This is a genomic window from Thermocoleostomius sinensis A174, assembly GCF_026802175.1.
GTDB classification, from domain to species: Bacteria; Cyanobacteriota; Cyanobacteriia; order Elainellales; family Elainellaceae; genus Thermocoleostomius; species Thermocoleostomius sinensis.
In genome coordinates this window covers 2,888,851-2,910,168 of sequence record NZ_CP113797.1, presented here as the reverse complement: position 1 = coordinate 2,910,168, position 21,318 = coordinate 2,888,851, and the positions used below count along the sequence as shown (strand labels likewise).

At 46.0% G+C, this 21,318-nt stretch carries 21 protein-coding genes; 16 read left to right on the top strand and 5 right to left on the bottom strand.

Annotation, left to right across the window (positions count from 1 at the left end; all coding sequences use genetic code 11):
• Positions 1 to 125 precede the first annotated feature (125 nt).
• A complete protein-coding gene (locus tag OXH18_RS12550; RefSeq protein ID WP_268607424.1) occupies positions 126 to 638 on the bottom strand; it encodes a hypothetical protein in 513 nt (170 codons plus the stop codon).
• A gap of 590 nt (positions 639 to 1,228) precedes the next feature.
• Between OXH18_RS12550 and OXH18_RS12545 the strand changes: the two genes are divergently transcribed.
• Together OXH18_RS12545 and psb35 are read left to right on the top strand one after the other, a co-directional pair.
• Positions 1,229 to 1,603 carry a DUF1830 domain-containing protein gene (locus OXH18_RS12545; protein WP_268607423.1) on the top strand — a complete coding sequence of 125 codons (375 nt, stop codon included), beginning with the start codon at positions 1,229 to 1,231 and terminating at the stop codon, positions 1,601 to 1,603.
• A 52-nt stretch (positions 1,604 to 1,655) separates the two neighbouring features.
• The gene (gene psb35, locus OXH18_RS12540; RefSeq protein WP_268607422.1) at positions 1,656 to 1,856 is read left to right on the top strand and encodes a photosystem II assembly protein Psb35; all 201 of its coding nucleotides are present in this window, start codon (positions 1,656 to 1,658) and stop codon (positions 1,854 to 1,856) included.
• An 88-nt stretch (positions 1,857 to 1,944) separates the two neighbouring features.
• On the opposite strand, the gene OXH18_RS12535 is transcribed toward psb35, so the two are convergent.
• On the bottom strand, positions 1,945 to 2,310 hold the full coding sequence (locus OXH18_RS12535) for a single-stranded DNA-binding protein (protein WP_268607421.1): 366 nt from the start codon (positions 2,308 to 2,310) through the stop codon (positions 1,945 to 1,947).
• A 383-nt stretch (positions 2,311 to 2,693) separates the two neighbouring features.
• On the opposite strand from OXH18_RS12535, the gene OXH18_RS12530 reads away from it, so the two are divergent.
• The 3 genes from OXH18_RS12530 to mreD all read left to right on the top strand — a co-directional run bounded on the left by OXH18_RS12530 (position 2,694) and on the right by mreD (position 5,350).
• On the top strand, positions 2,694 to 3,704 hold the full coding sequence (locus OXH18_RS12530) for a rod shape-determining protein (RefSeq protein ID WP_268607420.1): 1,011 nt from the start codon (positions 2,694 to 2,696) through the stop codon (positions 3,702 to 3,704).
• A 105-nt stretch (positions 3,705 to 3,809) separates the two neighbouring features.
• Complete coding sequence (gene mreC / locus OXH18_RS12525; protein ID WP_268607419.1) at positions 3,810 to 4,652, top strand: rod shape-determining protein MreC; 843 nt, start codon at positions 3,810 to 3,812, stop codon at positions 4,650 to 4,652.
• A gap of 65 nt (positions 4,653 to 4,717) precedes the next feature.
• Positions 4,718 to 5,350 carry a rod shape-determining protein MreD gene (gene mreD, locus OXH18_RS12520; RefSeq protein WP_268607418.1) on the top strand — a complete coding sequence of 211 codons (633 nt, stop codon included), beginning with the start codon at positions 4,718 to 4,720 and terminating at the stop codon, positions 5,348 to 5,350.
• Between the two features lie 55 nt (positions 5,351 to 5,405).
• On the opposite strand, the gene OXH18_RS12515 is transcribed toward mreD, so the two are convergent.
• Together OXH18_RS12515 and dtd are read right to left on the bottom strand one after the other, a co-directional pair.
• Positions 5,406 to 6,179 carry an HAD family hydrolase gene (locus tag OXH18_RS12515; RefSeq protein ID WP_268613113.1) on the bottom strand — a complete coding sequence of 258 codons (774 nt, stop codon included), beginning with the start codon at positions 6,177 to 6,179 and terminating at the stop codon, positions 5,406 to 5,408.
• Positions 6,180 to 6,377: 198 nt separating this feature from the next.
• Positions 6,378 to 6,827, bottom strand: a complete 450-nt coding sequence (dtd, locus tag OXH18_RS12510) for a D-aminoacyl-tRNA deacylase (protein WP_268613112.1) — start codon at positions 6,825 to 6,827, stop codon at positions 6,378 to 6,380.
• A 61-nt stretch (positions 6,828 to 6,888) separates the two neighbouring features.
• Between dtd and OXH18_RS12505 the strand changes: the two genes are divergently transcribed.
• Both OXH18_RS12505 and OXH18_RS12500 read left to right on the top strand, forming a co-directional pair.
• Positions 6,889 to 7,086, top strand: a complete 198-nt coding sequence (locus OXH18_RS12505) for a hypothetical protein (RefSeq protein ID WP_268613111.1) — start codon at positions 6,889 to 6,891, stop codon at positions 7,084 to 7,086.
• Between the two features lie 78 nt (positions 7,087 to 7,164).
• On the top strand, positions 7,165 to 7,821 hold the full coding sequence (locus OXH18_RS12500; protein WP_268613110.1) for an NAD(P)H-dependent oxidoreductase: 657 nt from the start codon (positions 7,165 to 7,167) through the stop codon (positions 7,819 to 7,821).
• Between the two features lie 160 nt (positions 7,822 to 7,981).
• On the opposite strand, the gene OXH18_RS12495 is transcribed toward OXH18_RS12500, so the two are convergent.
• On the bottom strand, positions 7,982 to 9,775 hold the full coding sequence (locus tag OXH18_RS12495) for an SLC13 family permease (RefSeq protein ID WP_268613109.1): 1,794 nt from the start codon (positions 9,773 to 9,775) through the stop codon (positions 7,982 to 7,984).
• A 457-nt stretch (positions 9,776 to 10,232) separates the two neighbouring features.
• Here OXH18_RS12495 and OXH18_RS12490 point away from each other — a divergent pair, with 457 nt between their 5' ends.
• The 9 genes from OXH18_RS12490 to OXH18_RS12450 all read left to right on the top strand — a co-directional run bounded on the left by OXH18_RS12490 (position 10,233) and on the right by OXH18_RS12450 (position 21,292).
• A complete protein-coding gene (locus OXH18_RS12490) occupies positions 10,233 to 10,385 on the top strand; it encodes a hypothetical protein (RefSeq protein WP_268613108.1) in 153 nt (50 codons plus the stop codon).
• Between the two features lie 127 nt (positions 10,386 to 10,512).
• Positions 10,513 to 12,354 (top strand): heterocyst formation ABC transporter subunit HepA, encoded by a 1,842-nt coding sequence (gene hepA / locus OXH18_RS12485; RefSeq protein WP_268613107.1) that lies wholly within the window; start codon positions 10,513 to 10,515, stop codon positions 12,352 to 12,354.
• A 132-nt stretch (positions 12,355 to 12,486) separates the two neighbouring features.
• Positions 12,487 to 13,767, top strand: a complete 1,281-nt coding sequence (locus OXH18_RS12480; protein WP_268613106.1) for a polysaccharide pyruvyl transferase family protein — start codon at positions 12,487 to 12,489, stop codon at positions 13,765 to 13,767.
• A gap of 238 nt (positions 13,768 to 14,005) precedes the next feature.
• Entirely contained in the window at positions 14,006 to 14,959 is a 954-nt protein-coding gene (locus OXH18_RS12475) for a glycosyltransferase (RefSeq protein ID WP_268613105.1), read from the top strand.
• Positions 14,960 to 15,255: 296 nt separating this feature from the next.
• Positions 15,256 to 16,302, top strand: coding sequence for a glycosyltransferase family 2 protein (locus OXH18_RS12470; RefSeq protein WP_268613104.1), 1,047 nt, complete (start codon positions 15,256 to 15,258; stop codon positions 16,300 to 16,302).
• A 77-nt stretch (positions 16,303 to 16,379) separates the two neighbouring features.
• On the top strand, positions 16,380 to 17,522 hold the full coding sequence (locus tag OXH18_RS12465; RefSeq protein WP_268613103.1) for a glycosyltransferase family 4 protein: 1,143 nt from the start codon (positions 16,380 to 16,382) through the stop codon (positions 17,520 to 17,522).
• A gap of 41 nt (positions 17,523 to 17,563) precedes the next feature.
• Complete coding sequence (locus tag OXH18_RS12460) at positions 17,564 to 18,622, top strand: glycosyltransferase family 2 protein (RefSeq protein WP_268613102.1); 1,059 nt, start codon at positions 17,564 to 17,566, stop codon at positions 18,620 to 18,622.
• Between the two features lie 22 nt (positions 18,623 to 18,644).
• A complete protein-coding gene (locus OXH18_RS12455; RefSeq protein ID WP_268613101.1) occupies positions 18,645 to 19,847 on the top strand; it encodes a glycosyltransferase in 1,203 nt (400 codons plus the stop codon).
• Positions 19,848 to 20,056: 209 nt separating this feature from the next.
• Complete coding sequence (locus OXH18_RS12450) at positions 20,057 to 21,292, top strand: glycosyltransferase family 4 protein (protein ID WP_268613100.1); 1,236 nt, start codon at positions 20,057 to 20,059, stop codon at positions 21,290 to 21,292.
• Positions 21,293 to 21,318 lie beyond the last annotated feature (26 nt).

Below are 21,318 nucleotides of genomic sequence, written 5' to 3'. Positions count from 1 at the left end.
TCATTTCAACTATTTCGGATCAACTATCAAACGTTGTAAACTTCTTTGCTGCCTGTTCGGTAGTGCTTTTGCCTACCAACGTTGAGGTGCTATCTGAACACTACTGAATACCACTGATCTGCAATTTATTTAGTGGATTCGGTATAACCCTGAAGATTCTCAGGCTCAAATTGCCGCAGAATAGGAGTGGCTGCTTGTACTATCGATTCGTCACCTTTTACCACGATCAAATATTTGCCACTGTTTATGCGATTGCGGTAGACCAAAGCATCACCACTGCCCACCGTCCAACCCACGGCACCTCCAACAAATAGCGCCCCCAATATAGCGGAGACTGCCCCCAACAGCCCACCCAGGAGGTGGTTTCCCAGTGGTCCCAGCCAGCCGATAATTTCAATGCCCGTTAGCAAATTAAACAAATAACCCGCCGCAAATCCAAACGGGATCAACCAATAAGCTAACTGCCCCGATCGTTTACCAGCTTGGCTATTTGGGTCAATCAAGCCAAATTCATCAGCGCTCTGATATCCTGCTCCAACAATGCTGATTTGTTGATTTGGTAGACCTTTCTCTTCTAACGCAGAGTATGCTGCTTCTGCTCGAATCCGATCGGCTAGAACAGCCACCAGGTAATTCATATCTCTATCGTATCTACAAATTGTGTTTACAAACGCTTATTTTGGATTGTTTAGATAGCTTATACCACCCTACAAATTGCGTCCCCTCTCTCGCCTCTATCAGAAGATCACCTTATGCCGATCGTACCGTCACTCTCTAGTTAGAACCTCAAGGGCGGCTCGTCATTAATTGATGAGCAATATTAATGCTTGGAAAGCAAGTTAGACCTATCTAGTTTGATCACCTATGCCGTTAATTAATTGTAAGGAAAGGTACAGATGACAGAAGATAGCTATCGTTATATCGCACTAATCTTTGGTATTAAATTGATCGATCGCAACAACCGTAAAATACACGATTTGCAGTTTCTTCAGTAGGTGTAATCTAAGCAAGTACTTTTGAGGTCCTGCGATCGGTGCTCAGTTAATTTAAATATTCTGGTCAAATTGCTCCCCAACTAAAACAAATTCGTCTTTCCTCTATGACGATACTGAAAACCTTGATCCCTCCTACGACAGACGTAACCATCTGTGAAAATAGATAAGGTTTTCTTAATGTTAGTTACTCCTGTCATTACTCGACTGCTGTCTATTCCAGAGGATTCGTCATCATGTTTCAGCCCCCGCATCAAGTCCTTTCCGCCTTTCCCAAACGCCACAAACACAAAATACTGTGTAGTTATAACAACACTACACCTCATATTCAAATCATTAAAATTACAAACGTTCGCGATTTCTATTTTGAGAAAGTAGTATTCCCTAATCAGCGTATTCTCTTTGATGCGTTGCCGGAAGCCCAACTTGAAGTATTCACAAGTGAACTGATGCAAGCGATTGTGACCGATCGCATCCTGTGCCAAGAATTAGCCGTACAACAGCCTGAAACTGGCAATAGATTGATCATTTCTGAAGCTAATTGCCTAGACAACACCTCTAGCTTCATGGGATTATCTAAGATCTCCATAAAGGAAGATGCTCTGTTCTAACTCGACTGGTAGTCTAAAACTCGATTACGACATAATTTAAGAGGGTTCACCTATGACATCTTTAGTAGCAGAAGTAGCTTCGCAAGCTCCTCATTTCCCTATATCAGCTACACTAGTCCTTATTGTTGGTTTTATTGCAGCTACAACGATCGGTTCAATTGCCTGGTATAATTCCAAGCGCCCTCCGGGTTGGGAAGATAAAGAGCGCCCTGATATTGTTCCGGAAGTAGATTCTGAAAATCCGAAGGTGTAATTGATATTCTATTAATACGAGTTCCTTTTAGATAGAAATCAGAGCATAGCTAGACTATGCTCTATTTTTTTGCTGACAATTCCTTGAATTAAAACTCGTCGTCTCCTGCAAAGCTTGCCATTCCCGCTTCATTGTCTCGCTTGGAACCTAACAATCGCAGTTGATCTACACGAATTATGGGGCTAGTACGTTCGGCTCCAGTGCTGCGATCTTGCCAGCGATCGAACTTCAGTGCCCCTGTAATGCCGATCAAGCTGCCTTTCTTGACATAGTTGGCCGCTACTTCTGCTGTTTTCCCCCACATCTCTAGAGTAAACCAGTCTGGCTCATCGCTGTTGCGGCGGGCGCGATCGACCGCTAAGGTTAGTTTGCAAACCACACTTCCAGATTCAAAGTAGCGTACTTCTGGATCTCGACCAGCCCGCCCAACTAATGTAACGACATTAAGACTCATAGCTTCTCCAAAAAGGCTTGACCCAATGCGACTAGTACAAAAGTATTATTCTTTTACCTTTCATTTTAGATAATTTAGGCAAAAATGGCACTCAACTACAAATAATTGAACAACTAGCCAAACGGTTTTGCTAAAGTCTGACGGCTACTTCTAAAAGATGCGATCGCTAACTCGACGGTAAATCGTTAGAAGCTAAACAGTTAGAAGGTAAAGAGTAAACTAAAGTGATAAATTAGTTTAACAAAATGACTAGACGGTAAGTTGAAAACATAATAAAATCCACTTTGTGAATTTTGCTGTTGTAAACATTCAACCAAGACCACTCGTTTTGGGAGCTTAGGAAATTAGTGGGTTTCTTCAATCGCTTCTCATTCTCACGCGACATGGGTATCGACCTCGGTACCGCCAACACGCTTGTCTATGTGTCTGGTAAGGGCATTGTCCTGCAAGAGCCGTCTGTAGTAGCCATCGATCAAGAGGATAAAGTTCCCTTGGCCGTTGGTGAAGATGCAAAGAAGATGCTGGGACGAACGCCGGGCAATGTGGTGGCGTTGCGCCCCCTTCGTGATGGAGTTATTGCCGACTTCGATACCGCCGAGTTAATGTTGAAGCACTTTATTCGTCGGGTACATGAAGGACGCACGGGTTTAATCGCCCCTAGAATTGTCATTGGTATCCCCAGTGGGGTGACAGGTGTAGAACGACGAGCAGTGATGGAGGCTGCGTCCCAAGCGGGTGCTCGTGATGTGTACTTGATTGATGAACCTGTGGCAGCGGCAATCGGGGCAGGCCTACCTGTGGCAGAACCAACGGGCAATATGATTATTGACATTGGTGGTGGCACGACCGAAGTCGCTGTTCTAAGTTTGCAAGGCACTGTGCTGAGCGAGTCAGTTCGGGTCGCTGGCGATGAGTTAAGTGAAGCTATCCTTAACTACATGAAGAAGGTACACAACCTAGTGATTGGGGAGCGAACCGCTGAAGAAATCAAGATCACGATCGGCTCTGCCTATCCACTCGATGACGATGATGACATTTTGATGGATGTGCGCGGGTTGCACTTGCTCTCTGGTCTACCTCGGACAGTGACAGTGAAGGGAGCCGAGATTCGAGAAGCAATGTCAGAACCGCTATCGGTTATTATTGAAGCGGTCAAGCGCACTCTGGAGCGTACTCCTCCAGAATTGGCGGCTGATATTATCGATCGGGGCATCATGTTAGCAGGAGGTGGTGCGTTGCTACGAGGATTAGATACTCTAATCAGCCACGAAACTGGAATCGTGGTACATGTAGCGGCTGATCCGCTAAGCTGTGTGGTGTTGGGTACAGGGCGAGTTCTAGAGAACTTTAAGCAGTTAGAGCGGGTGTTCAGCGGTCGTTCTCGCAATTTCTAGCGCGTCCTTTCATCAGCAGTGAGTTTATCTGTAAGGTTATTTTTCGATCGGGAGCATTGCTCCATTGTTTGCTGGAAAGCCACCTAGAGTTAATTGTTGACCTGAATGTACGCACTGCATCGCTGGTGGGATCGATACGGGATTCGGATTGGGTTAATTGGCTTAGCCCTTGGCGCAGCTTGGGCAATTCGCCAAACCCAAGGGGCGGCTGTGTTGGAGCTATATCAGTCCTTGGCTCGACCCTTTATGGGTGAACCGGCGGCTGAGGTGGAAACCGTGCGAGTGCAGCAGTTGGAACAACGGCTAGTGGAATTAGAGAGCCAGAATCGTCAGCTTCAAGAACTGTTGGGCTACCGGACAGAAAATCCTGGTGCTGGTATCGTCGCTCCGGTGATTGGACGCAGTGCCGACCACTGGTGGCAGCAGGTGATTTTGGGGCGGGGCAGCCGTGACGGGATTGAGGTTGGTTTCATTGTTTCTGGCAACGGTGGCATCATTGGGCGGGTAACCCAGGTGACACCTAATACAAGCCGAGTCCTCTTAATTAGCGATCCTACCAGTCAAGTTGGGGTAACCATTAGCCGATCGCGCTTCATGGGCTATATTCGTGGGCAAGCCGCTAATCGAGTCATCATGGAGTTTTTTGATAAAGTTCCTGATGTGCGCCCTGGCGATGTTGTATCTACCTCTTCCTACAGCCAATTGTTTCCGCCAGGTTTGCCCGTTGGCGTGGTAGAGTCGATCAACCTAAACAAAAGTCCTGCCCCTGAAGCGGTGGTGGCGTTGTCGGCTCCCATCAGCCATTTGGAGTGGGTCGTGGTCTCTCCTAACCCCAAGCTTGATATTTCTAGGGAGGCGTCTGAACTGTTTCAGACAGATCCAGGGAATGAGTTAAATCGATTAGGAGAACAGAAACAACGTGCTGGAGAGTCGTTTTTGCCTGAGTAGTTTTCACCGAGTCAGCAACGTCTCTACTCAACGGGTGATTCATCTGGGTTGAGGAGTGAGAAGGATTGAATAATTCAGAACGGTCACAATCGCATCCTCTGGCGCTGCGGGCTTTAAATTGGGCAGTGACAGTCGGTTCAGTTTTGCTTTGCTTACTGCTCTTGCCCACTCGATTGCCTGGTATGGAGCTTTTGGCGGTCGGCCCCAATTGGTTGTTGATTTGGGTCGTGGCTTGGAGTGTCAAGCGTATGGCATTTCAAGGGGCACTGGCTGGACTGGTTCTAGGTTTCATCCAAGACGGCATGACATCTCCGACACCAACCCATGCGCTGAGTTTAGCAATCGTCGGGATTCTCACTGCCCGTATTCAGAAGCAGCGGTACATCCGCGAAGATTTTATTTCGATCGCGCTGATTGTATTTGGTATGGCGGTTGTTGCTGAAACCATCATTGCCATTCAATTTAGTTGGCAAACTTTTGGATCAGATGCGGCCCAAGTGAACCGCAATTTAGGCGAAATTTGGGTCTATCATCAGCAAATTGCTCTCAGTTCTGCAATTCTCAGCAGTCTTTGGGCCCCAGCTATCTACTACCCTCTCAATCGCTGGTGGGAGCAAATTGGTGATTTAGAGAAGCCGCAGCCACCCAGCAAAATTATTAAAGCTGGGCAAACGCTCAAGCGCCCTATAACTCGCTAGCAAGTCTCACTAGCCATTACCTACATTATCTCTACACTATCTAAATATCTTGCCTCTAAGCAGCAACATGCTTGGGAAGACAATTATGGCGATCGGTTTTTAGCAAGGAGGTGACGGCCGTGGCTAAATCGGTATGAATTTGGCAAGGAGCAAAGCGCTGTAGATAGGCTTGGCTACGAATGCCACAGGTAAGGGCGATCGTGGAAATTCCCACTGCCTGACCTGCCAAAATATCGGCTTCGGTATCGCCAATCATCCAAGCGTGGGTAGAACCTGCGCGATCGGGTGTATAAGGCTCTGGATGAGGTTCAATGGAAGTTGCAGTCATAGCGGCTGCCAGTAATTGAGTCTTGTGTTCTGCTTGGTTGAGATAGGCAGCCTGCTCGTCCGTTGCTCCATGAATTTGACTGAAAAGATGGGCGATGCCATACTGACGCAACAATTGTCGCACTTGCTGTTGACAGCGCAGTGTTACTAACACTAATTGCACCCCTTCTACATAAAGCTGCGTCAATGCCTGTTTTACACCGGGTTGAAGCTGGTCTTGCTGCAACAACTCAGGGTGGTTCACCATTTGTTTGACCTGCTGCAAAAACAGATCAATTTGCTGGCCTTGCAACCCCGATCGCATTGCAATCTCAGGGTCGGGGGTGCGCTCCTGTTTCATTTGCCAAAATTGGTGTTTTGTCAGCACATGGAGCGGAAGCGACTGTTCTTGTGAAGCGTAGACTGCTTGAACGTGGGCCAACCCCTGTTGATAGGTGCTGTAGTACCGATCGGATACATCGACGATTGGGCCATCAAAATCGCAAAAGATTGTTTTACCCATAAGTGAAGCGTTCGCTGAATCAGAGATCAACAGGGAGCGCTTCCAATGAGAAGCGGTGCAGTGTGTCATAGCTAACGATAAGCAGAACCGGCAAACGAAATGTTTCTTAACATTAGCAGGCATTTTTATAAGTCGTCAACAATAAAATATTAAGTTGAATTTGAAAAACTTATAGGTGCGGTGTACTTTACCCAGTCATTACATGGCATCTCGCTCCAGCCAGATTGTGACTGGGCCTTGATTCTCGATCGAAACTTCCATCATGGCACCAAACTGACCTGTTTTGACTGTGAGTCCGCTTTGGCGCAGTTTTTCTACGAATCTCTCGTAATACTTCTGGGCAATATCAGGAGCGGCCGCTCGATCAAATGAAGGTCGCCGCCCTTTACGACAATCGCCATAGAGTGTGAACTGACTGATCACAAGTAGCTCGCCCTGGATCTCTTGCACGGATCGATCGAACCGATCGCCCTCTTCACCCGGAAATAGCCGCAGTTCCAGACATTTTTTTGCCATCCATTCCAGTTCAGCATCGGTATCCGTCTCGGCAATGCCCACTAGCAGATTTAGACCGCGCCCAATTTTGCCAATTATCTGCCCATTCACTACTACTTGCGATGAGGACACTCGTTGAAGAACTACTCGCATTAGTGCTTTATATCCTTAGTGAGTGTGATTCTTTCGGCGTTAATTCCCATACATTCTCTCGATGCGCCTTCGTTTTAAGAACGATCGAGCCTACACCGAACGCGCCAATGCAATGATCGGCCAGCCAGTACTCATTTTCAAACACAACGCCGCCCGGAGCCGTAGTGGTTTTGGCGATCGTTTGGCAAGCAAAACAGGTTGGTTCTATCAGACAAATCTTAGTTTAGTACTCAGCTTTTGTCAGCTTGTGCTCGGCTAAACAAGATGAGACAAGACTGTTTATATTACTTAATGTTAGGCTCATACCCGGCAGTTCACAATTATGGAGATACCACCTATGCAATCTTCGATCGCAAATCCTACGGAAGTCCTTCAACAACTACACTGGCGCTATGCCACCAAGAAATTTGATTCGACTCGCAAAATTCCTGACGATGTTTGGCAAACCCTAGAGCAAAGTTTGGTGCTAGCTCCGTCGTCATTTGGACTTCAACCCTGGAAGTTTTTTGTTGTGACAAATCCGAACCTGCGTCAGCAGCTTGTGGAGCCAGCTTGGGGGCAAACGCAAGTCGTTGATGCATCCCACTTGGTTGTATTTACGATCAAAAAAGATGTGAATACAGCCGATGTCGATCGCTATATTGCCCGCATGGCCGAAGTACAACAAACGTCGATCGATGCTCTAGAAGGGCTTTCTAACATGATCAAGGGGTTTCTGTCCGAACCACCCTTTCCACTAGATGTGAACGAATGGTCGAAGCGCCAAGCCTACATTGCATTAGGACAGTTTATGACCTGTGCGGCTATGCTGGGAATTGATACCTGCCCGATGGAAGGATTCATTCCGGCAAAATATGATGAAATTTTAGGATTTGCTGAGCAGGGCTATACGTCAGTGGTGCTGTGTCCGGCTGGCTACCGCGCCGAGGACGATCGGGCAGCGGCAAGACCAAAGGTGCGGTACGAAACGCAAGACGTGCTTCAATATATCTAGCAAGCTGATACTGGTTGAACGTAGGCTGTTAGGTTTAGAGCGGTGAGTCAATCAAGCCATACTGTTGAATATAGGGCAGGTATCTTCTGTAATTACAGATAAGACACCCGCCCCACGGCTTTTACCTCAGCGCTATCAATTTATGGTCACTGAAATATCTTCACTGAGGTTGCAACCCATAGATTGCCATGATCAGGGGCGGAATGACGACCACCAACAGCATATTTAACGGTAATCCGATGCGCACAAAATCGAGAAAGCGATAGCCACCAGGCCCGTATACCATCGTGTTAGTTTGATAGCCGATCGGCGTAATAAAACTGCTAGATGCCGCCAGCACAACGGCAAACATGAAGGCAAACGGATTCAGACTCAGCTTTTCCGCCACCTGGGCCGCCACTGGCAGCAGTAGCACCACAGTGGCATTGTTAGAAAGAATTTCTGTGAGCAGCGACGTAATCAGATAGAAAAACACGAGAAGCCAGTAGCCAGATAGCCCACCACCCGCTGCAATCAAGCTGTCGGCTAGCCATTCGGTTGCACCTGATTTGTCCATCGCCAAACCTAGCGGAATCAAACAAGCCAGCAAGAAAATAATGTCCCACCGCACAGCGGTATACAGTTCACCGGGTTTTAAGCACCCTGTCACCACCATCAGAAAAACACCAACCAGCGAAGTCACAAGAATAGGAAGCCAATCCAGTGCGGCAACCACAATCACTCCTAAGAGAATTGCAAGGGCAATCCAAGCTTTGTCACGGCGCAGAATTTCGAGATCAAGCTGCTCGATGACTAACACATCACGGCTGGTTTGCAAACCAAGAAAACTTTCTCTGGGGCCTTGCACCAGCAGCACATCCCCAAACCGCAGGGGAACCTTTCCCAATCGTTCACGAATCAGTTCTTCTCCTCGACGAATAGCCAACACCGTTGCGTTGTAGCGCTGTCGGAAGCGGCTGTCTTTCAGGGTAGAGCCAATCAAACTGGAGTTGGACAATACCAAGACTTCTGCTACTGTTTCTTCCCCAGAGCTAAGGCTTGCTTCTAGATCTTTGAATAGAATTTCTGGCAGGATATCAATTTCTTTTTCATTCTTGATTTTGAGCAGATCTTCGCGATTCGCTCGCACTAACAACACATCCCCTGCCGAAAGCACTTTGTTGGCTAGCGGTTGTGGAAAGTGAATGTCGTTCTGAATGAGTTCTAGTACGTCAATGTCAAATTTACGCTGAAGCTGGCTAGAACGGAGCGTTTTACCGATCAAGCTCGATCCGGGTGTAATCACCACCTCGCTAACGTAGTCCTTCAAATCATAAGACTGATCCATGTTGTCGCTGTTGGGGGGTCTTCGATCGGGCAACAGACGCGGGGATGCCAGGGCCAAATACCCAGTTCCTACCAGAAAAGTAATTAATCCGATCGCTGTAAACTCAAACAAACTAAATTCCCCATAGCCAAGCTGATTGGAAATGCCACTGGCTAAGACGTTGGTAGAAGTACCGATAGTGGTGACAACACCGCCCAAAATGGCAGCATAGGACAGCGGAATCATCAGCTTGGAAGTCGAAATGCTTTGTTTGCGACACCAATCTTCGACGATCGGCATAAACACGGCCACAACGGCTGTGTTGTTGATGAACGCACTAATAGGCCCCACGATCGCGCCTAGGGAAAGAATTTGCTGGGTTGAATTTTTGCCTCCCCACTGCATCAACAAATTGCTGATTATCTGAATTACTCCTGTGCGGGCAATTCCAGCACTGAGAATAAACATTGCCATGACAGTGATCGTGGCAGAGTTACTGAACCCGGAGATGCCTTCTTCTGGAGTGACTAATCCCAAAAGCATCAACAGCAGCATAATGCCAATGGCAGTGATATCAACAGGCAACCATTCGCCAACAAAGCAAACCAAGGCCAAAACGACAACGCCTAGAGTAAGAGCAATAGTCATGATTGAAAGCAGGATCTCTCAAAGATCTCTCAAATGAGTGTGAAGGCTTCGTTAAAACAACTCAACAGTAGATGCAACGCCTTGGCAAGAACCACGTGACAGCACTAGGAACTTGATGAAAAGGCCTGCACAACGTTGGATTAGATCTTAGGGTAAAGCGGATTTAGCTCAAGATGGACGGGATTGAGAGTGAAGTCATGGTTATGGCCTCGGTAGAAACACTGATTTTTGTTCAAGTTATAGTATGCTCAAATCCGAAATTCTACTTGTGATCTGAGGCGGTGTTCATCAAGTCTTTGTAATTTAGGATGTACGGACTGCTCCCGATCGATTTTGAAGTTAGTTAGCCTCTGTCTAGCTGTCCTATAGCGAATTTCAGGCACCATGTTGCCTTGCTCAAAACAGTTAATTGCGCAACAGAATCTATCAAATTTCAATGAACTAAGAGGTAGGAATTGTGAAATTTCCTGATCCAACCGAATGTTACAGAAGATTGAGTGTGAACGTCACAGTAGATGAAACGTTGTTGCAGAAGCAAACCTTAACCGTGGATTGCCAAGATGTCTTGATTGAAGAAAGCTCTGGATCAACTCTGAATCAACGGCAATAAAGTTACGAAGCCGTTTTGCTTCTCTGTTCGCGATCGCTCTTAATCTAGTTTCACTCAAGCAATTTCGCACATCTTCTGGTACTTTCGACGCCAGCCATTTTACAGAACCGTCCAGCAGACAAATTCTATGGCATACCAACTTCCTTCCTTTTTGCGTCAGTTCATCAAAGCGACAAACTTCTGGCAAGAAAACAAGTTAATGTTGCAGGAAATTAAAAAATTTCCGCGCTTAATTGTACTAGTAATTATTTTTTCCTTTTTAACAGCCGCTTTTGAAGGATTTGGTATCAGTTTCTTGCTCACGTTTCTGCAAAACCTTGTAGAACCGAACTCAGAACCGTTACAAACTGGCATTGAATGGATCGATGTTTGGCTTTTAGGCATCAATGCAGCACCCCTCGATCGGCTTTATCGCATTTCAGGTCTCATTTTGCTGTCTACCCTGCTGCGCGTTATCTTTGGCTATCTCAGCACCATCTATGCAGAATTTGGGCGCATTAAATTAATCAACAACCTATACAAACAGGTGTTCGAGCAGTTGCAAGCCCTCAGCTTACGCTTCTATGGACAGACCAAAGCTGGGGAACTCTTAAACACCTTGACCTCGGAAGTGGGTCAACTGCAAGAAGCCGTATCGACCTTCGCGAATATTTTTGTGAAGTCGATGGTGATTATTGCCTATGGTGTACTTGCTTTTGGCATTTCCTGGCAACTCACGTTGTTAGCTACCGCCCTGTTTGGGCTGACTGCCGTCGGGCTTTCCACACTGAACAGGTGGGTGCGTGAATCCAGTTTTCCCGAAGCCAGAGCGAGAGGAAATTTAACAGCCACGGCGGCGGAATTCATCAACGGCATCCGTACCGTTCATGCCTTTGCTACTCAAGAGTTCGAGCGAAAGCGCTTCTACAAAGCCAGTGACAAGGTCGCAACCACCTCTGAAATTGCAACCGTGCGCTATGCGGTGGTTCGACCGATCGCTGAGGCGGCCGCCAGCATTGTGTTGATCGGTATTTTAGTCATCGGGATCAGTGTATTTGTCAGCAACGGTACTTTGACGATCGCGTCCCTGCTAACCTTCATCTTCGTCATTATTCGAGCCGCACCCGCCATTCAAGAAGTCAGCGGACGATTCGCAGGACTAAGCAGATTACAAGGCTCAATTCAAAACATTGAAGCGTTCTTAAGCACCGACAACAAACCCTATTTGCGCAATGGTAAAGCTCAGTTTCAAGGGCTACGGAAAGGAATTGAATTTGTTGGAGTGGATTTTGGCTACGACTCGGATAGTCTAGTGTTGCGAGATGTTTCACTCACCATTCCCAGAGGAAAAACCGTTGCGTTAGTCGGGGCATCCGGTGCCGGTAAATCCACATTAGCCGATCTCATTATTCGCTTCTATGACCCCACTCGCGGTCGCATTTTGTTTGACGGTGTTGATTTACGAGAATTTGATATCACGTCTGTTCGCCACCGCATGGCAACCGTGAGTCAAGACACATTCATTTTTAATGCCACCGTTCATAATAATATTGCCTACGGTCTTAACAACATCAGCGAAGCACAGGTGCTAGAAGCGGCTCGATTGGCCAATGCATTAGAGTTCATTCAGAAGCTTCCTGAAGGCTTAGAGACTGTCCTAGGCGATCGGGGGGTACGGCTATCCGGTGGACAACGACAGCGCATTGCCATTGCTCGGGCCCTGTTGAGAAATCCCGAAATTTTGATCCTCGATGAAGCCACTAGTGCGCTGGATTCCGTCTCCGAGCGATTGATTCAAAAATCCCTGGAGGAGTTATCGGTTGGACGTACCGTGATTGCCATTGCACACCGTCTCTCCACCATCATGCGAGCCGATCAAATTGTGGTGATGGAGCAAGGACGAATTGTGGAACAGGGAACCTATCAAGAACTTCTTTCCCTACGTGGCAAGCTGTGGAAATATCATCAAATGCAGCATGAAGCAAGCTAATAAGAAGCGATAATTCGGTTAATCTACATCCAGCATTCTGCTTGAAACTACTCGGCTAGAACACAGTTGGCTAATGAGAACTAGCCCAACCTTGAGCGCAGTGATTTTGTAGTTTCAACCCATCAATTCACCATGAGAATTTTTGTAGAGCATGGCGGCTATGAGGTAAAAAACATAGGCGATTTAGCAATGCTACAAGTTCTAGTTGCAAGGCTAAATCGTCTCTTTCCAGGTGCACAGATCTATACCTTTACAACAGTTCCGGATATGCTAAATGAGCATATTTCCGTTGCACAATCCTTAGCACCCATCGGTCGTAATATACGCTTTTCTCCACTTGTTCATCATGTGTACCGATCGCTATCTAACCCATGGATGGCTGAAAAGTGGCTGGCTCTAGAAAATCAACTTTGGAGCCACTTTCCCTCATTATCGCGCTCCTACCTTAAGTTCAAACTGCGTAGAAATCCAGCTAGGCTGAACGAGGTCGATGCGTTTCTAGAGGCGATTGCGAATGCGGACTTGGTGGTGGCATCGGGAGGAGGATACATTACAGATGAGTTTAAGGATCATACCAACTTTGCTCTAAAAACTCTCAAGCTTGCTACCAAGCTAGGCAAACCCACTGCCATGTTCGGACAAGGCTTTGGCCCCCTTAAAGATCACCAATTAGTGGCGACGGCTCGATCGACGCTCTCGTCTGTAAACTTGTTTAGCTTGAGAGAAAAACGAGTAGGAATGCCATTTCTCCAATCTTTTCAGGTTCCCCAAGAGAAAGTGATTGTCACAGGTGATGATGCCATCGAATTAGCCTATTCAGCCCATCAGCCGGAACTGGGAGAAGGGCTTGGAATTAATCTTAGAATGGCGGCCTATTCAGGAATCAATACCCATTTGCTTCATGTAATTAAATCAACCTTGCACACGTTTGCAAAACAAGAGCAAGTGCCGCTGATTCCAATTCCGATCGCCCACGGTTTCTATCAAGGGTTTATGGAAACAGATAGTGCGTCAATTCGGCAACTGCTGATGGGTTATGATGACACGTCCGATGGTGGCGAACAGCTTGACACTCCATCTAAAGTGATTGCCCAAGTAGGGCGGTGTCGCGTGGTTGTAACTGGAAGCTATCATGCGGGTGTATTTGCCCTCTCACAAGGCATACCCGTTGTGTGTCTCGCCAAGTCACAATACTACATCGATAAGTTTTTGGGCTTGGCTGATCAGTTTGGTGTAGGCTGTGAGGTTCTACTTTTGAATGATAAAAATATCAGTGAAAAACTGCTTACTAGCATGGAAAAAGCATGGCAATTATCTGCACAGATCAGGCCTCAATTGTTAGGCGCTGCACAACAACAAATTGAATTAGGTCATTTAGCCTATAAACGCCTTTATGAAATCATAAAAACGTAAAATAACAGACGATCGAGGAACTTTTATCTGTGTAAAGTGTCTATTGATATGTAACTTGTTCCCAAGAAAAAAGTGCTGGAGATTGACAAAGTGTGACCTGTTCTCGTGTTCATTAAGAGTGCTAGAGAAATTTGCAAAGCTGTATCTAAACTAGTCCAAAGACAACTAGTCCAAAAATAGCTTAAGCAAGCAAAAAGTCAGCGCATCTAATTAATAGAACTCAAGTTTGGAGAGAACCATGAGTCAACATTTATCAGTCATTATTTGCACTCATAATCCTCGCCGGGATTATCTTGAGAAAGTTTTGAGTTCGCTCCGTGTTCAAACATTACCAAAAGACTGCTGGGAGTTGCTGCTGATTGACAATGCAAGCAACAAACCACTGGATTCAGAAATTGACTTAAGCTGGCATCCTCATTCCCGTCAAGTTCGAGAAGACGAACTCGGTCTCACTCCTGCAAGGTTGCGTGGGATTGCTGAAGCAAGCGCGGAAACACTGGTTTTTGTTGATGATGATAATGTTTTAGATCCAAGCTATCTTGAAGTGGCTCTACAAATCAGCAAAGACTATCCTTTTATTGGAGCTTGGGGAGGACAAATTCTACCTGAATTTGAGGTTCCTCCGCCTGAATGGACTAAGCCATACTGGGGGTATCTGGCCCTTCGCGAAGTGGAACGAGATCAGTGGTCAAATCTATTGAACCAATTAGACACAACACCTTACGGGGCCGGAGTTTGTATTCGCAAGGTTGTAGCAGAGCGTTATGCTGAGAATGCTAAACATCATCCGGTGCGGTCAAAATTAGGTCGGAGAGGAGCATCGTCAGGTAGAGGAGACATCCCGCTTGCTTGTGAAGACATTGATATGGCCTATACCGCATGTGATCTTGGCTTGTGTACAGGGTTGTTTGCAGCGCTCAAACTCACGCACCTCATACCTAAAAACCGACTAACCAAAGAGTATCTCTCGCGTTTGGTCAAAGGTGCTACGTACTCTAGGATTATTCTTGAATCGCTTCGCGATCGATTGCCAACGCCCCTCGATCGATCGTTGAAAGCCAAAATATCAGAGTTCTACCGTTTACACAAAATGCATCCCCATCAGCGCCAGTTGCACAAAGCAATTCGGCAAGCAACAGTCATGGCAACTCAGAAAGTTTTAAGCGCACAGAGAGAAAGTTTTGAGTTCTGATCAGGTGACGACTGGGAGCATCAAAGGGAAGCACCAAAGGGTGAGTCCTACTTGAAAGACCGTTCAGAGTGGATTTAAGGGAAGTCAGATATGGATTCCTCGGCTACTCCCAGTCATCTTTTGTGCGTTCCTCAGGGTCAAGTTTCATTTCTACAACTGAATAGACAGCTAATCAGTAGATCGATATCGATCTACCTATGAATCTCGCTTGACTATCCTGATACCTATTGACTCAGTCAGTAAAGTGTAGCAGGGTATCACATCTGCAACTTACTAACCCATTTAGGGGTTTTAGCATGGACAGTTTGCCACTCGTCAGCATCCTCATTGACAACTACAACTACGATCGATTTCTAACACAAGCGATTGAGAGTGCGTTGAATCAAACCTATCCTCACGTTGAGGTGATTGTAGTGGATGATGGTTCGACAGACAATTCACGGGATGTCATTTTGAGCTACGGCGATCGAATTATTCCGGTTCTGAAAGAAAACGGCGGGCAAGCCTCTGCCTTTAATGCTGCGTTTGAATGCAGCCACGGAGAGATACTGTTCTTCCTCGACGCAGATGATGTTTTTCTACCCAATAAAGTTGAACAGATGGTTGGGTTATTCAATCAGATCCGATCGTACAATCCGGATGTTCTAATTTTTCATTCACTAGAAATTATTGGCAACACCGGGAAGCGTTTGGACGTTGATCCAGCCGTTGATCCATTGCGTGGCTCCTGCGAGTGGAAGGATTTAGATGCAACTAAGGAGCGAAAAGCCGTACTGGATGGAGCATTGCTGCAAATCAGCACTGCGGCTGAAGTGTTGAAGCACGCCAATAAGTATCGCTACATTCCTTATTTAGCCTCTCCAACCAGCGGTTTCGCGCTCACCCGTTCTCTTGCTGCCCAAATCTTTCCTTTGCCTTGCCAAGGAATTAAAACTTGTGCTGATGACTTTTTAGTCAAAGCGGCGTCTTTGCTAGGAGATATTTATTCGTCAAACGAAGTCTTCGCACAGTATCGGGTGCATGGCAATAATAACTGGTGGTATCAGCATAAAAAACCGGTCAAACGTGAATTTCTGCATTCTGTTGATGATTTTTTGAATACTAAGTTGCAGCAACAGGGTAAACAACCGATCTTCTCCTACTTTAATTCCACCCATGCGCGAGTTTACTATCGTGGCAATTGCAAAAATCTTCGTAGCTACAGCGCGGAATTAATGAAATTAGCAACCCGTGCAATTACTTGGCATGTTGATTTAAGAACGGTCAAGTTGTTTATCAAAGCTCTGTGCTTAGTAGCCTATTCTCAATTCAAAAGTTTGGACAATACGTTCAAACAAACTTGAGCATTTGCTGTTGAAACTGGAGTCGTTAGCGTCGTGATTAAGCACTTACTTCTTGCAACTACCAACAAGTAAACATTATGAAAATCGCCTACGTCACTACCTACAATGCTCAAGATGTTCACCAATGGTCAGGAACAGGGTACTACATTGCACGCTCTCTGAGTGAGCAATCTATTTTGCTGGATTACATTGGGCCGCTTCAAGATCGATGGAGCCACAAAGTTGTACGAAAGATAAAGCGCCACTATCATGAACTATCAGGTAAGCGGTATTTACGAGATCCAGAACCTATCATTCTGAAGGATTATGCTCAAGAAGTTTCTCAGAAGTTAGCAAAAGTTCGATCGGATATTGTCTTTAGCGTTACTAGTAATCCGATCGCCTATCTTGAATCTCAAAAACCGATTGTTTTTTATGCAGATGCCACCTTTGCTGGTTTAAATCGCTCCTATCCACACTATAGCCAGCTTTGCCAAGAAACTGTTCGCGATTGGCATCGCATGGAACAATTAGCCTTACAAAAAAGTAACCTTGCGATTTTTGCATCAGATTGGGCGGCTCAAACAGCCATTGAGCACTATAATGCTGATCCAGACAAGGTGAAGGTTGTTCCGTTTGGGGCAAATCTGGAAAATAGCTTATCGTTGAGCGAAGTTCAGGAAATTATTAAGGCTCGATCGAATCACGTCTGTAAGCTAATTTTTTTGGGCGTTGATTGGGCCCGAAAAGGAGGAGATATTGCCTTAAAGGTTGCAGAATTACTCAATGCATCAGGGCTTAAAACAGAGCTAACAATTGTGGGCTGTGAGCCGGACTCGGGTGATTCCTATCCTGATTTTGTTCGTCCACTTGGCTTCATTAGTAAAGCCACTCAGGGTGGTAAAGAAAAAATTGCGCACCTACTAGCAGACTCTCATTTTTTAATTCTTCCGACAAGGGCCGAATGTTATGGACTTGTGTTTTGTGAAGCAAATGCGATGGGAGTGCCTTGTGTTGCGACAGCCGTTGGCGGAGTGCCTACCATCATCAAAAACGATATTAATGGTCGATTGTTTGCTCCAGCCGCAGATATTTCCGAATACTGTCAATATATTACTGCTGTATTTACTGACTACGATCGCTATCAAGCATTAGCACTATCTGCATTTAATGAGTATCGCACTCGTTTGAATTGGTCTGTCGCTGGTAAAACAATCAAGAGATTGCTGATGGATTTGTGAGCAATTGCTTTCATCCTAAATGAGATAGAAGAGACACAAATATGTCATTTGAGCCACGAGTTAGCATTATTATTAATAACTATAACTACGATCGCTTCATTGCCGAGGCAATTGATAGTGCCTTGAATCAAACCTATACAGCTATTGAGGTAATTGTAGTCGATGATTGTTCGACAGATAATTCGCGGCAAATTATTAGCGCCTATGGCGATCGCATCATTCCCATATTCCACGAAGTCAATGGCAAACAAGGAGCCGCGTTTAATAGTGGGTTTATCAAAAGCCAAGGCGAAATCATTATTTTTTTAGACTCTGATGATTACTTATATCCTCAAGCAGTCGAACGCATTGTGGCGGCTTGGAAACCTGGAATTTCCAAAGTACATTATCGCCTCAATGTAGTCGATACCAAGGGTGAACCCCGCGGGTTTTCCTATCCGCCCATCACTCAATCATTGGCACATGGCGAGGTTTGGAAAACAGTTCTAGAGCAAGGTGGCTATAACGGTGTTGCTACAAGCGGGAATGCTCTCAGTCGGGAAGCGCTGTCAAAGGTTATGCCGATTGCCGCAGAGTACGCCACTACCTCAGATGATTACTTATCTGTTTTGATTCCCTTATTTGGTGAAGTGGTCGCAGTAGAAGAACCGTTGGGAGTGTATCGTTTGCATGACAGCAACCAATGGGCTATGACCAGTATTGCCAGCAGTCGATTTCATCGCTTTATTCGCCACGACTTGCAGCGGTGTGAGCTAATTCAGGAATGGGGAACGAAGTTAGGCTACCAAGTGCCAGACAATTTGTATATGCGATCGTTTGGTCGCGTCTGGTCACGGCTGTCTTCTCTCCGGCTTGATCCCATCAATCATCCAGTTCAGACGGATCATCCGCTGCGGCTGATGTATTTAGGTATTAAGGCATTGTGGCAATATTCCGACTACAACTGGCAAAAGCGGTTACTGTACAGCCTCTGGTTCGTTGGAGTTGGAATTCTACCACGCTCTCTTGCTGAAATTGGCATCACCTGGCTGTTTGTGCCACAGAAACGACCGAAGTTGTGGAGCAGATTGGGCAGGAAGCGCATGGCAACATCTACGTAAGCAACTATGGAGCGGAACCAACATGGAACGATCGACTTTACGCGTCTTATTTGTCAGCCATACCTATGTGGTAGGCGTCAATCAGGGAAAGCTGAACGCGATTGCTAATACTGGAAAAGTAGAAGTCGGTCTGTTGGTTCCCAGCAATTGGAAATCGTTAGAGTGGAATCGCCAGTTTGAAGTTGAAAATCCGTACCCCAATATCAAACTCTACCAAGCCCCAGTTTTGTTTTCAGGGCGAGGGGGAGCGCATGTGTATGCACCTTGGAAAATTTGGCAGGTTGTTCAAGACTTTCAGCCAGATTTGATTCAGGTAGAAGAAGAAGTTTTTTCACTTTGTGCCCTTGAATTTTCCATTTGGAGTCGGTTAGCACGAAAACCCCTAGCGTTGTTTGGTTGGGAAAATCTCGATCGCCAATTGTCTCGACCGCGTCGTTGGATTCGTCAATTTGTCATGAATACTGTTCAGTTGATGCTTCCTGGTAATCAAGATGGAGCGCAGTTGTTGCGCCAATGGGGTTACACTGGCGAACTAGAAGTGATTCCTCAGTTGGGTGTTGATCCCAAAATATTCAGTTCTTCAAAACCGGAAGACCGTTCGTCAAATTCCGCGTCAAACTCCACGTCAAATAGGTTGCAGATTGGCTTTCTTGGTCGCTTTGTTCCAGAAAAAGGGATTGATACTATCTTTGCAGCAGTTCGGTTGTTGACGCAATCAGGGATAGACTGTCATGTGACACTGTGTGGATCGGGGTCATCGGAAGCAGACCTTAAACAAGAAGCCGTTCGGCAGCAAGTGGATGATCGAGTGAGTTGGCAGAAGGCCGTTTCCCACGACAAAGTGCCTGCTATCTTGCGACAGTTTGATGTATTAGTTTTGCCATCTCGAACGATCGCTACCTGGAAAGAACAATTTGGTCACGTGCTGATTGAAGCCATGGCTATGGGTGTTCCAGTGGTTGGTTCAAATTCAGGTGAAATTCCAAATGTGATTGGGCGATCGGATGTGGTATTTCCAGAGGGCAACGCAGAGGCACTTGCAGCAATCTTAGAGCGGATGAGCCGTGACCCTCATTGGCGCAAGCAACTTGAGCACTATGGCATTAAAAGAGTGCATCAACTTTATACGCATGAGCGCATTGCCGAACGATTGCTCGAACGGTGGCAGGAGGTGCTAAATTCTGAACGGCAACGCAAATATTTTCCCACTAATACAAATTACTGATCCCCATAGAAATACACCAGTAGGAACAATTAAACCTACTAAATAGAGCACACAAGAAATAAAGAGATGAATTTTTGATTCCACAGGTACAAAATACTCAAGTTTAGTGCATCATTCCAGCAAATAAATGGATTGCAAATTCGCAGCGCAACAGGGTGAATGTTTGGGGACACTTATCATTAACCTTGACTAAATTACAGTGACTTCCTATGTCAAATACGTTTCGTTTAGGCATTGTATTCACCCATCCGACACAGCATCATGCACCTTTGTGGCGTAAGCTGAATCAACAGCCTGGTATATCAGTGACAGCCCTCTATCTTTGTAATGAGAATCAGACAAGCGGCGATCGTCATCTAGGTAGTTCGCAACCTTGGGATGTGGATCTCACTAGCGGGTATGAGTACGAATATCTCAAAACTATAACAGGACAGGTGGCATCAAAAATCAGCAAAAATCTATTTCACCCAGGGTTATTTGCTCGCCTCAAACCTACAAATTTTGATGCGGTGTTTTTGCCCAGTTTCTATACGCTTTCCTATCGACTGACCGTGTTGTTGTGTAAGTTACGTGGTATTCCAATTATTATGCAAAATGATGCCACAATTATTAGTGATGACCACTATAGTCGAGCGCGCCAGATTGCACTGGCAACGCTCTATCCGCTGATGTACAGCTTGGCGGATCATTGGATTTCTAGCGGCGATCACAATGCGATTTACCTACGACACTATGGTGTTTCAGATGCCAAAATGGTGCGAGGCTGCTATCCTGTCGATCGCGAGCGCTATGAACAAACGATTGCGCAGGGACAGGACGAGATTCAACGTATTCGTCGAGAATTAAGCTGGAACAACGACACAATTCTTTATTGTTTTGTTGGTAAGTATATTGCTCGGAAAAATCCGTTTGAGTTCATTGAAGCAATCACGAAAGCTCATCGAGTTGATTCACGAGTACGAGGGATCATGATTGGCGGCGGCGAGTTGCAAGCGGCGATCGATCAACGGTTGGCAGAACTCAATGGCGAGGTGTTGAACATTGGATTTGTCAATCAAAGCCAATTGCCACTCTACTATGCCGCTATGGATGCTTTTATTTCGACTTCTCAGTTTGATCCGCATCCACTGGTGGTTTCAGAAGCAATGGCTGTGGGATGTCCTCCCATTCTCAGCGATCGCTGCGGCAATTGGGGCTACAGCGACACGGTGCAACATCGTTATAACGGACTGGTTTATCCATACGGGCAGGTGGATGCACTGGTGCAGGCAATTTTGTCACTGACCGATGCTGAAACTCGCCGTCTTTATAGTGAACGATCGCAAGAAGTGTTTGCTGGACAAGATTTGAACACCGAGTTGAATGCCTTCTTACAGGTGATCAACCGCATTCGTCATGCAAAGAACAGGGTTGCAGAACCAAACCCAGATTTTGCGAATGTCTAAATTACAATCGTGATCTATCTTTTACC

Coding starts and splice junctions, on each gene's coding strand:
- OXH18_RS12475 (WP_268613105.1), top strand. CDS start 14,006: ATGAGTCAACATTTATCAGTCATTATTTGCACTCATAATCCTCGCCGG.
- psb35 (WP_268607422.1), top strand. CDS start 1,656: ATGACATCTTTAGTAGCAGAAGTAGCTTCGCAAGCTCCTCATTTCCCT.
- OXH18_RS12550 (WP_268607424.1), bottom strand. CDS start 638: ATGAATTACCTGGTGGCTGTTCTAGCCGATCGGATTCGAGCAGAAGCA.
- OXH18_RS12455 (WP_268613101.1), top strand. CDS start 18,645: ATGGAACGATCGACTTTACGCGTCTTATTTGTCAGCCATACCTATGTG.
- OXH18_RS12470 (WP_268613104.1), top strand. CDS start 15,256: ATGGACAGTTTGCCACTCGTCAGCATCCTCATTGACAACTACAACTAC.
- OXH18_RS12505 (WP_268613111.1), top strand. CDS start 6,889: ATGCGCCTTCGTTTTAAGAACGATCGAGCCTACACCGAACGCGCCAAT.
- OXH18_RS12460 (WP_268613102.1), top strand. CDS start 17,564: ATGTCATTTGAGCCACGAGTTAGCATTATTATTAATAACTATAACTAC.
- OXH18_RS12495 (WP_268613109.1), bottom strand. CDS start 9,775: ATGACTATTGCTCTTACTCTAGGCGTTGTCGTTTTGGCCTTGGTTTGC.
- hepA (WP_268613107.1), top strand. CDS start 10,513: ATGGCATACCAACTTCCTTCCTTTTTGCGTCAGTTCATCAAAGCGACA.
- OXH18_RS12515 (WP_268613113.1), bottom strand. CDS start 6,179: ATGGGTAAAACAATCTTTTGCGATTTTGATGGCCCAATCGTCGATGTA.
- OXH18_RS12545 (WP_268607423.1), top strand. CDS start 1,229: ATGTTTCAGCCCCCGCATCAAGTCCTTTCCGCCTTTCCCAAACGCCAC.
- OXH18_RS12535 (WP_268607421.1), bottom strand. CDS start 2,310: ATGAGTCTTAATGTCGTTACATTAGTTGGGCGGGCTGGTCGAGATCCA.
- OXH18_RS12450 (WP_268613100.1), top strand. CDS start 20,057: ATGTCAAATACGTTTCGTTTAGGCATTGTATTCACCCATCCGACACAG.
- dtd (WP_268613112.1), bottom strand. CDS start 6,827: ATGCGAGTAGTTCTTCAACGAGTGTCCTCATCGCAAGTAGTAGTGAAT.
- OXH18_RS12465 (WP_268613103.1), top strand. CDS start 16,380: ATGAAAATCGCCTACGTCACTACCTACAATGCTCAAGATGTTCACCAA.
- OXH18_RS12480 (WP_268613106.1), top strand. CDS start 12,487: ATGAGAATTTTTGTAGAGCATGGCGGCTATGAGGTAAAAAACATAGGC.
- OXH18_RS12530 (WP_268607420.1), top strand. CDS start 2,694: ATGGGTATCGACCTCGGTACCGCCAACACGCTTGTCTATGTGTCTGGT.
- mreC (WP_268607419.1), top strand. CDS start 3,810: ATGTACGCACTGCATCGCTGGTGGGATCGATACGGGATTCGGATTGGG.
- OXH18_RS12500 (WP_268613110.1), top strand. CDS start 7,165: ATGCAATCTTCGATCGCAAATCCTACGGAAGTCCTTCAACAACTACAC.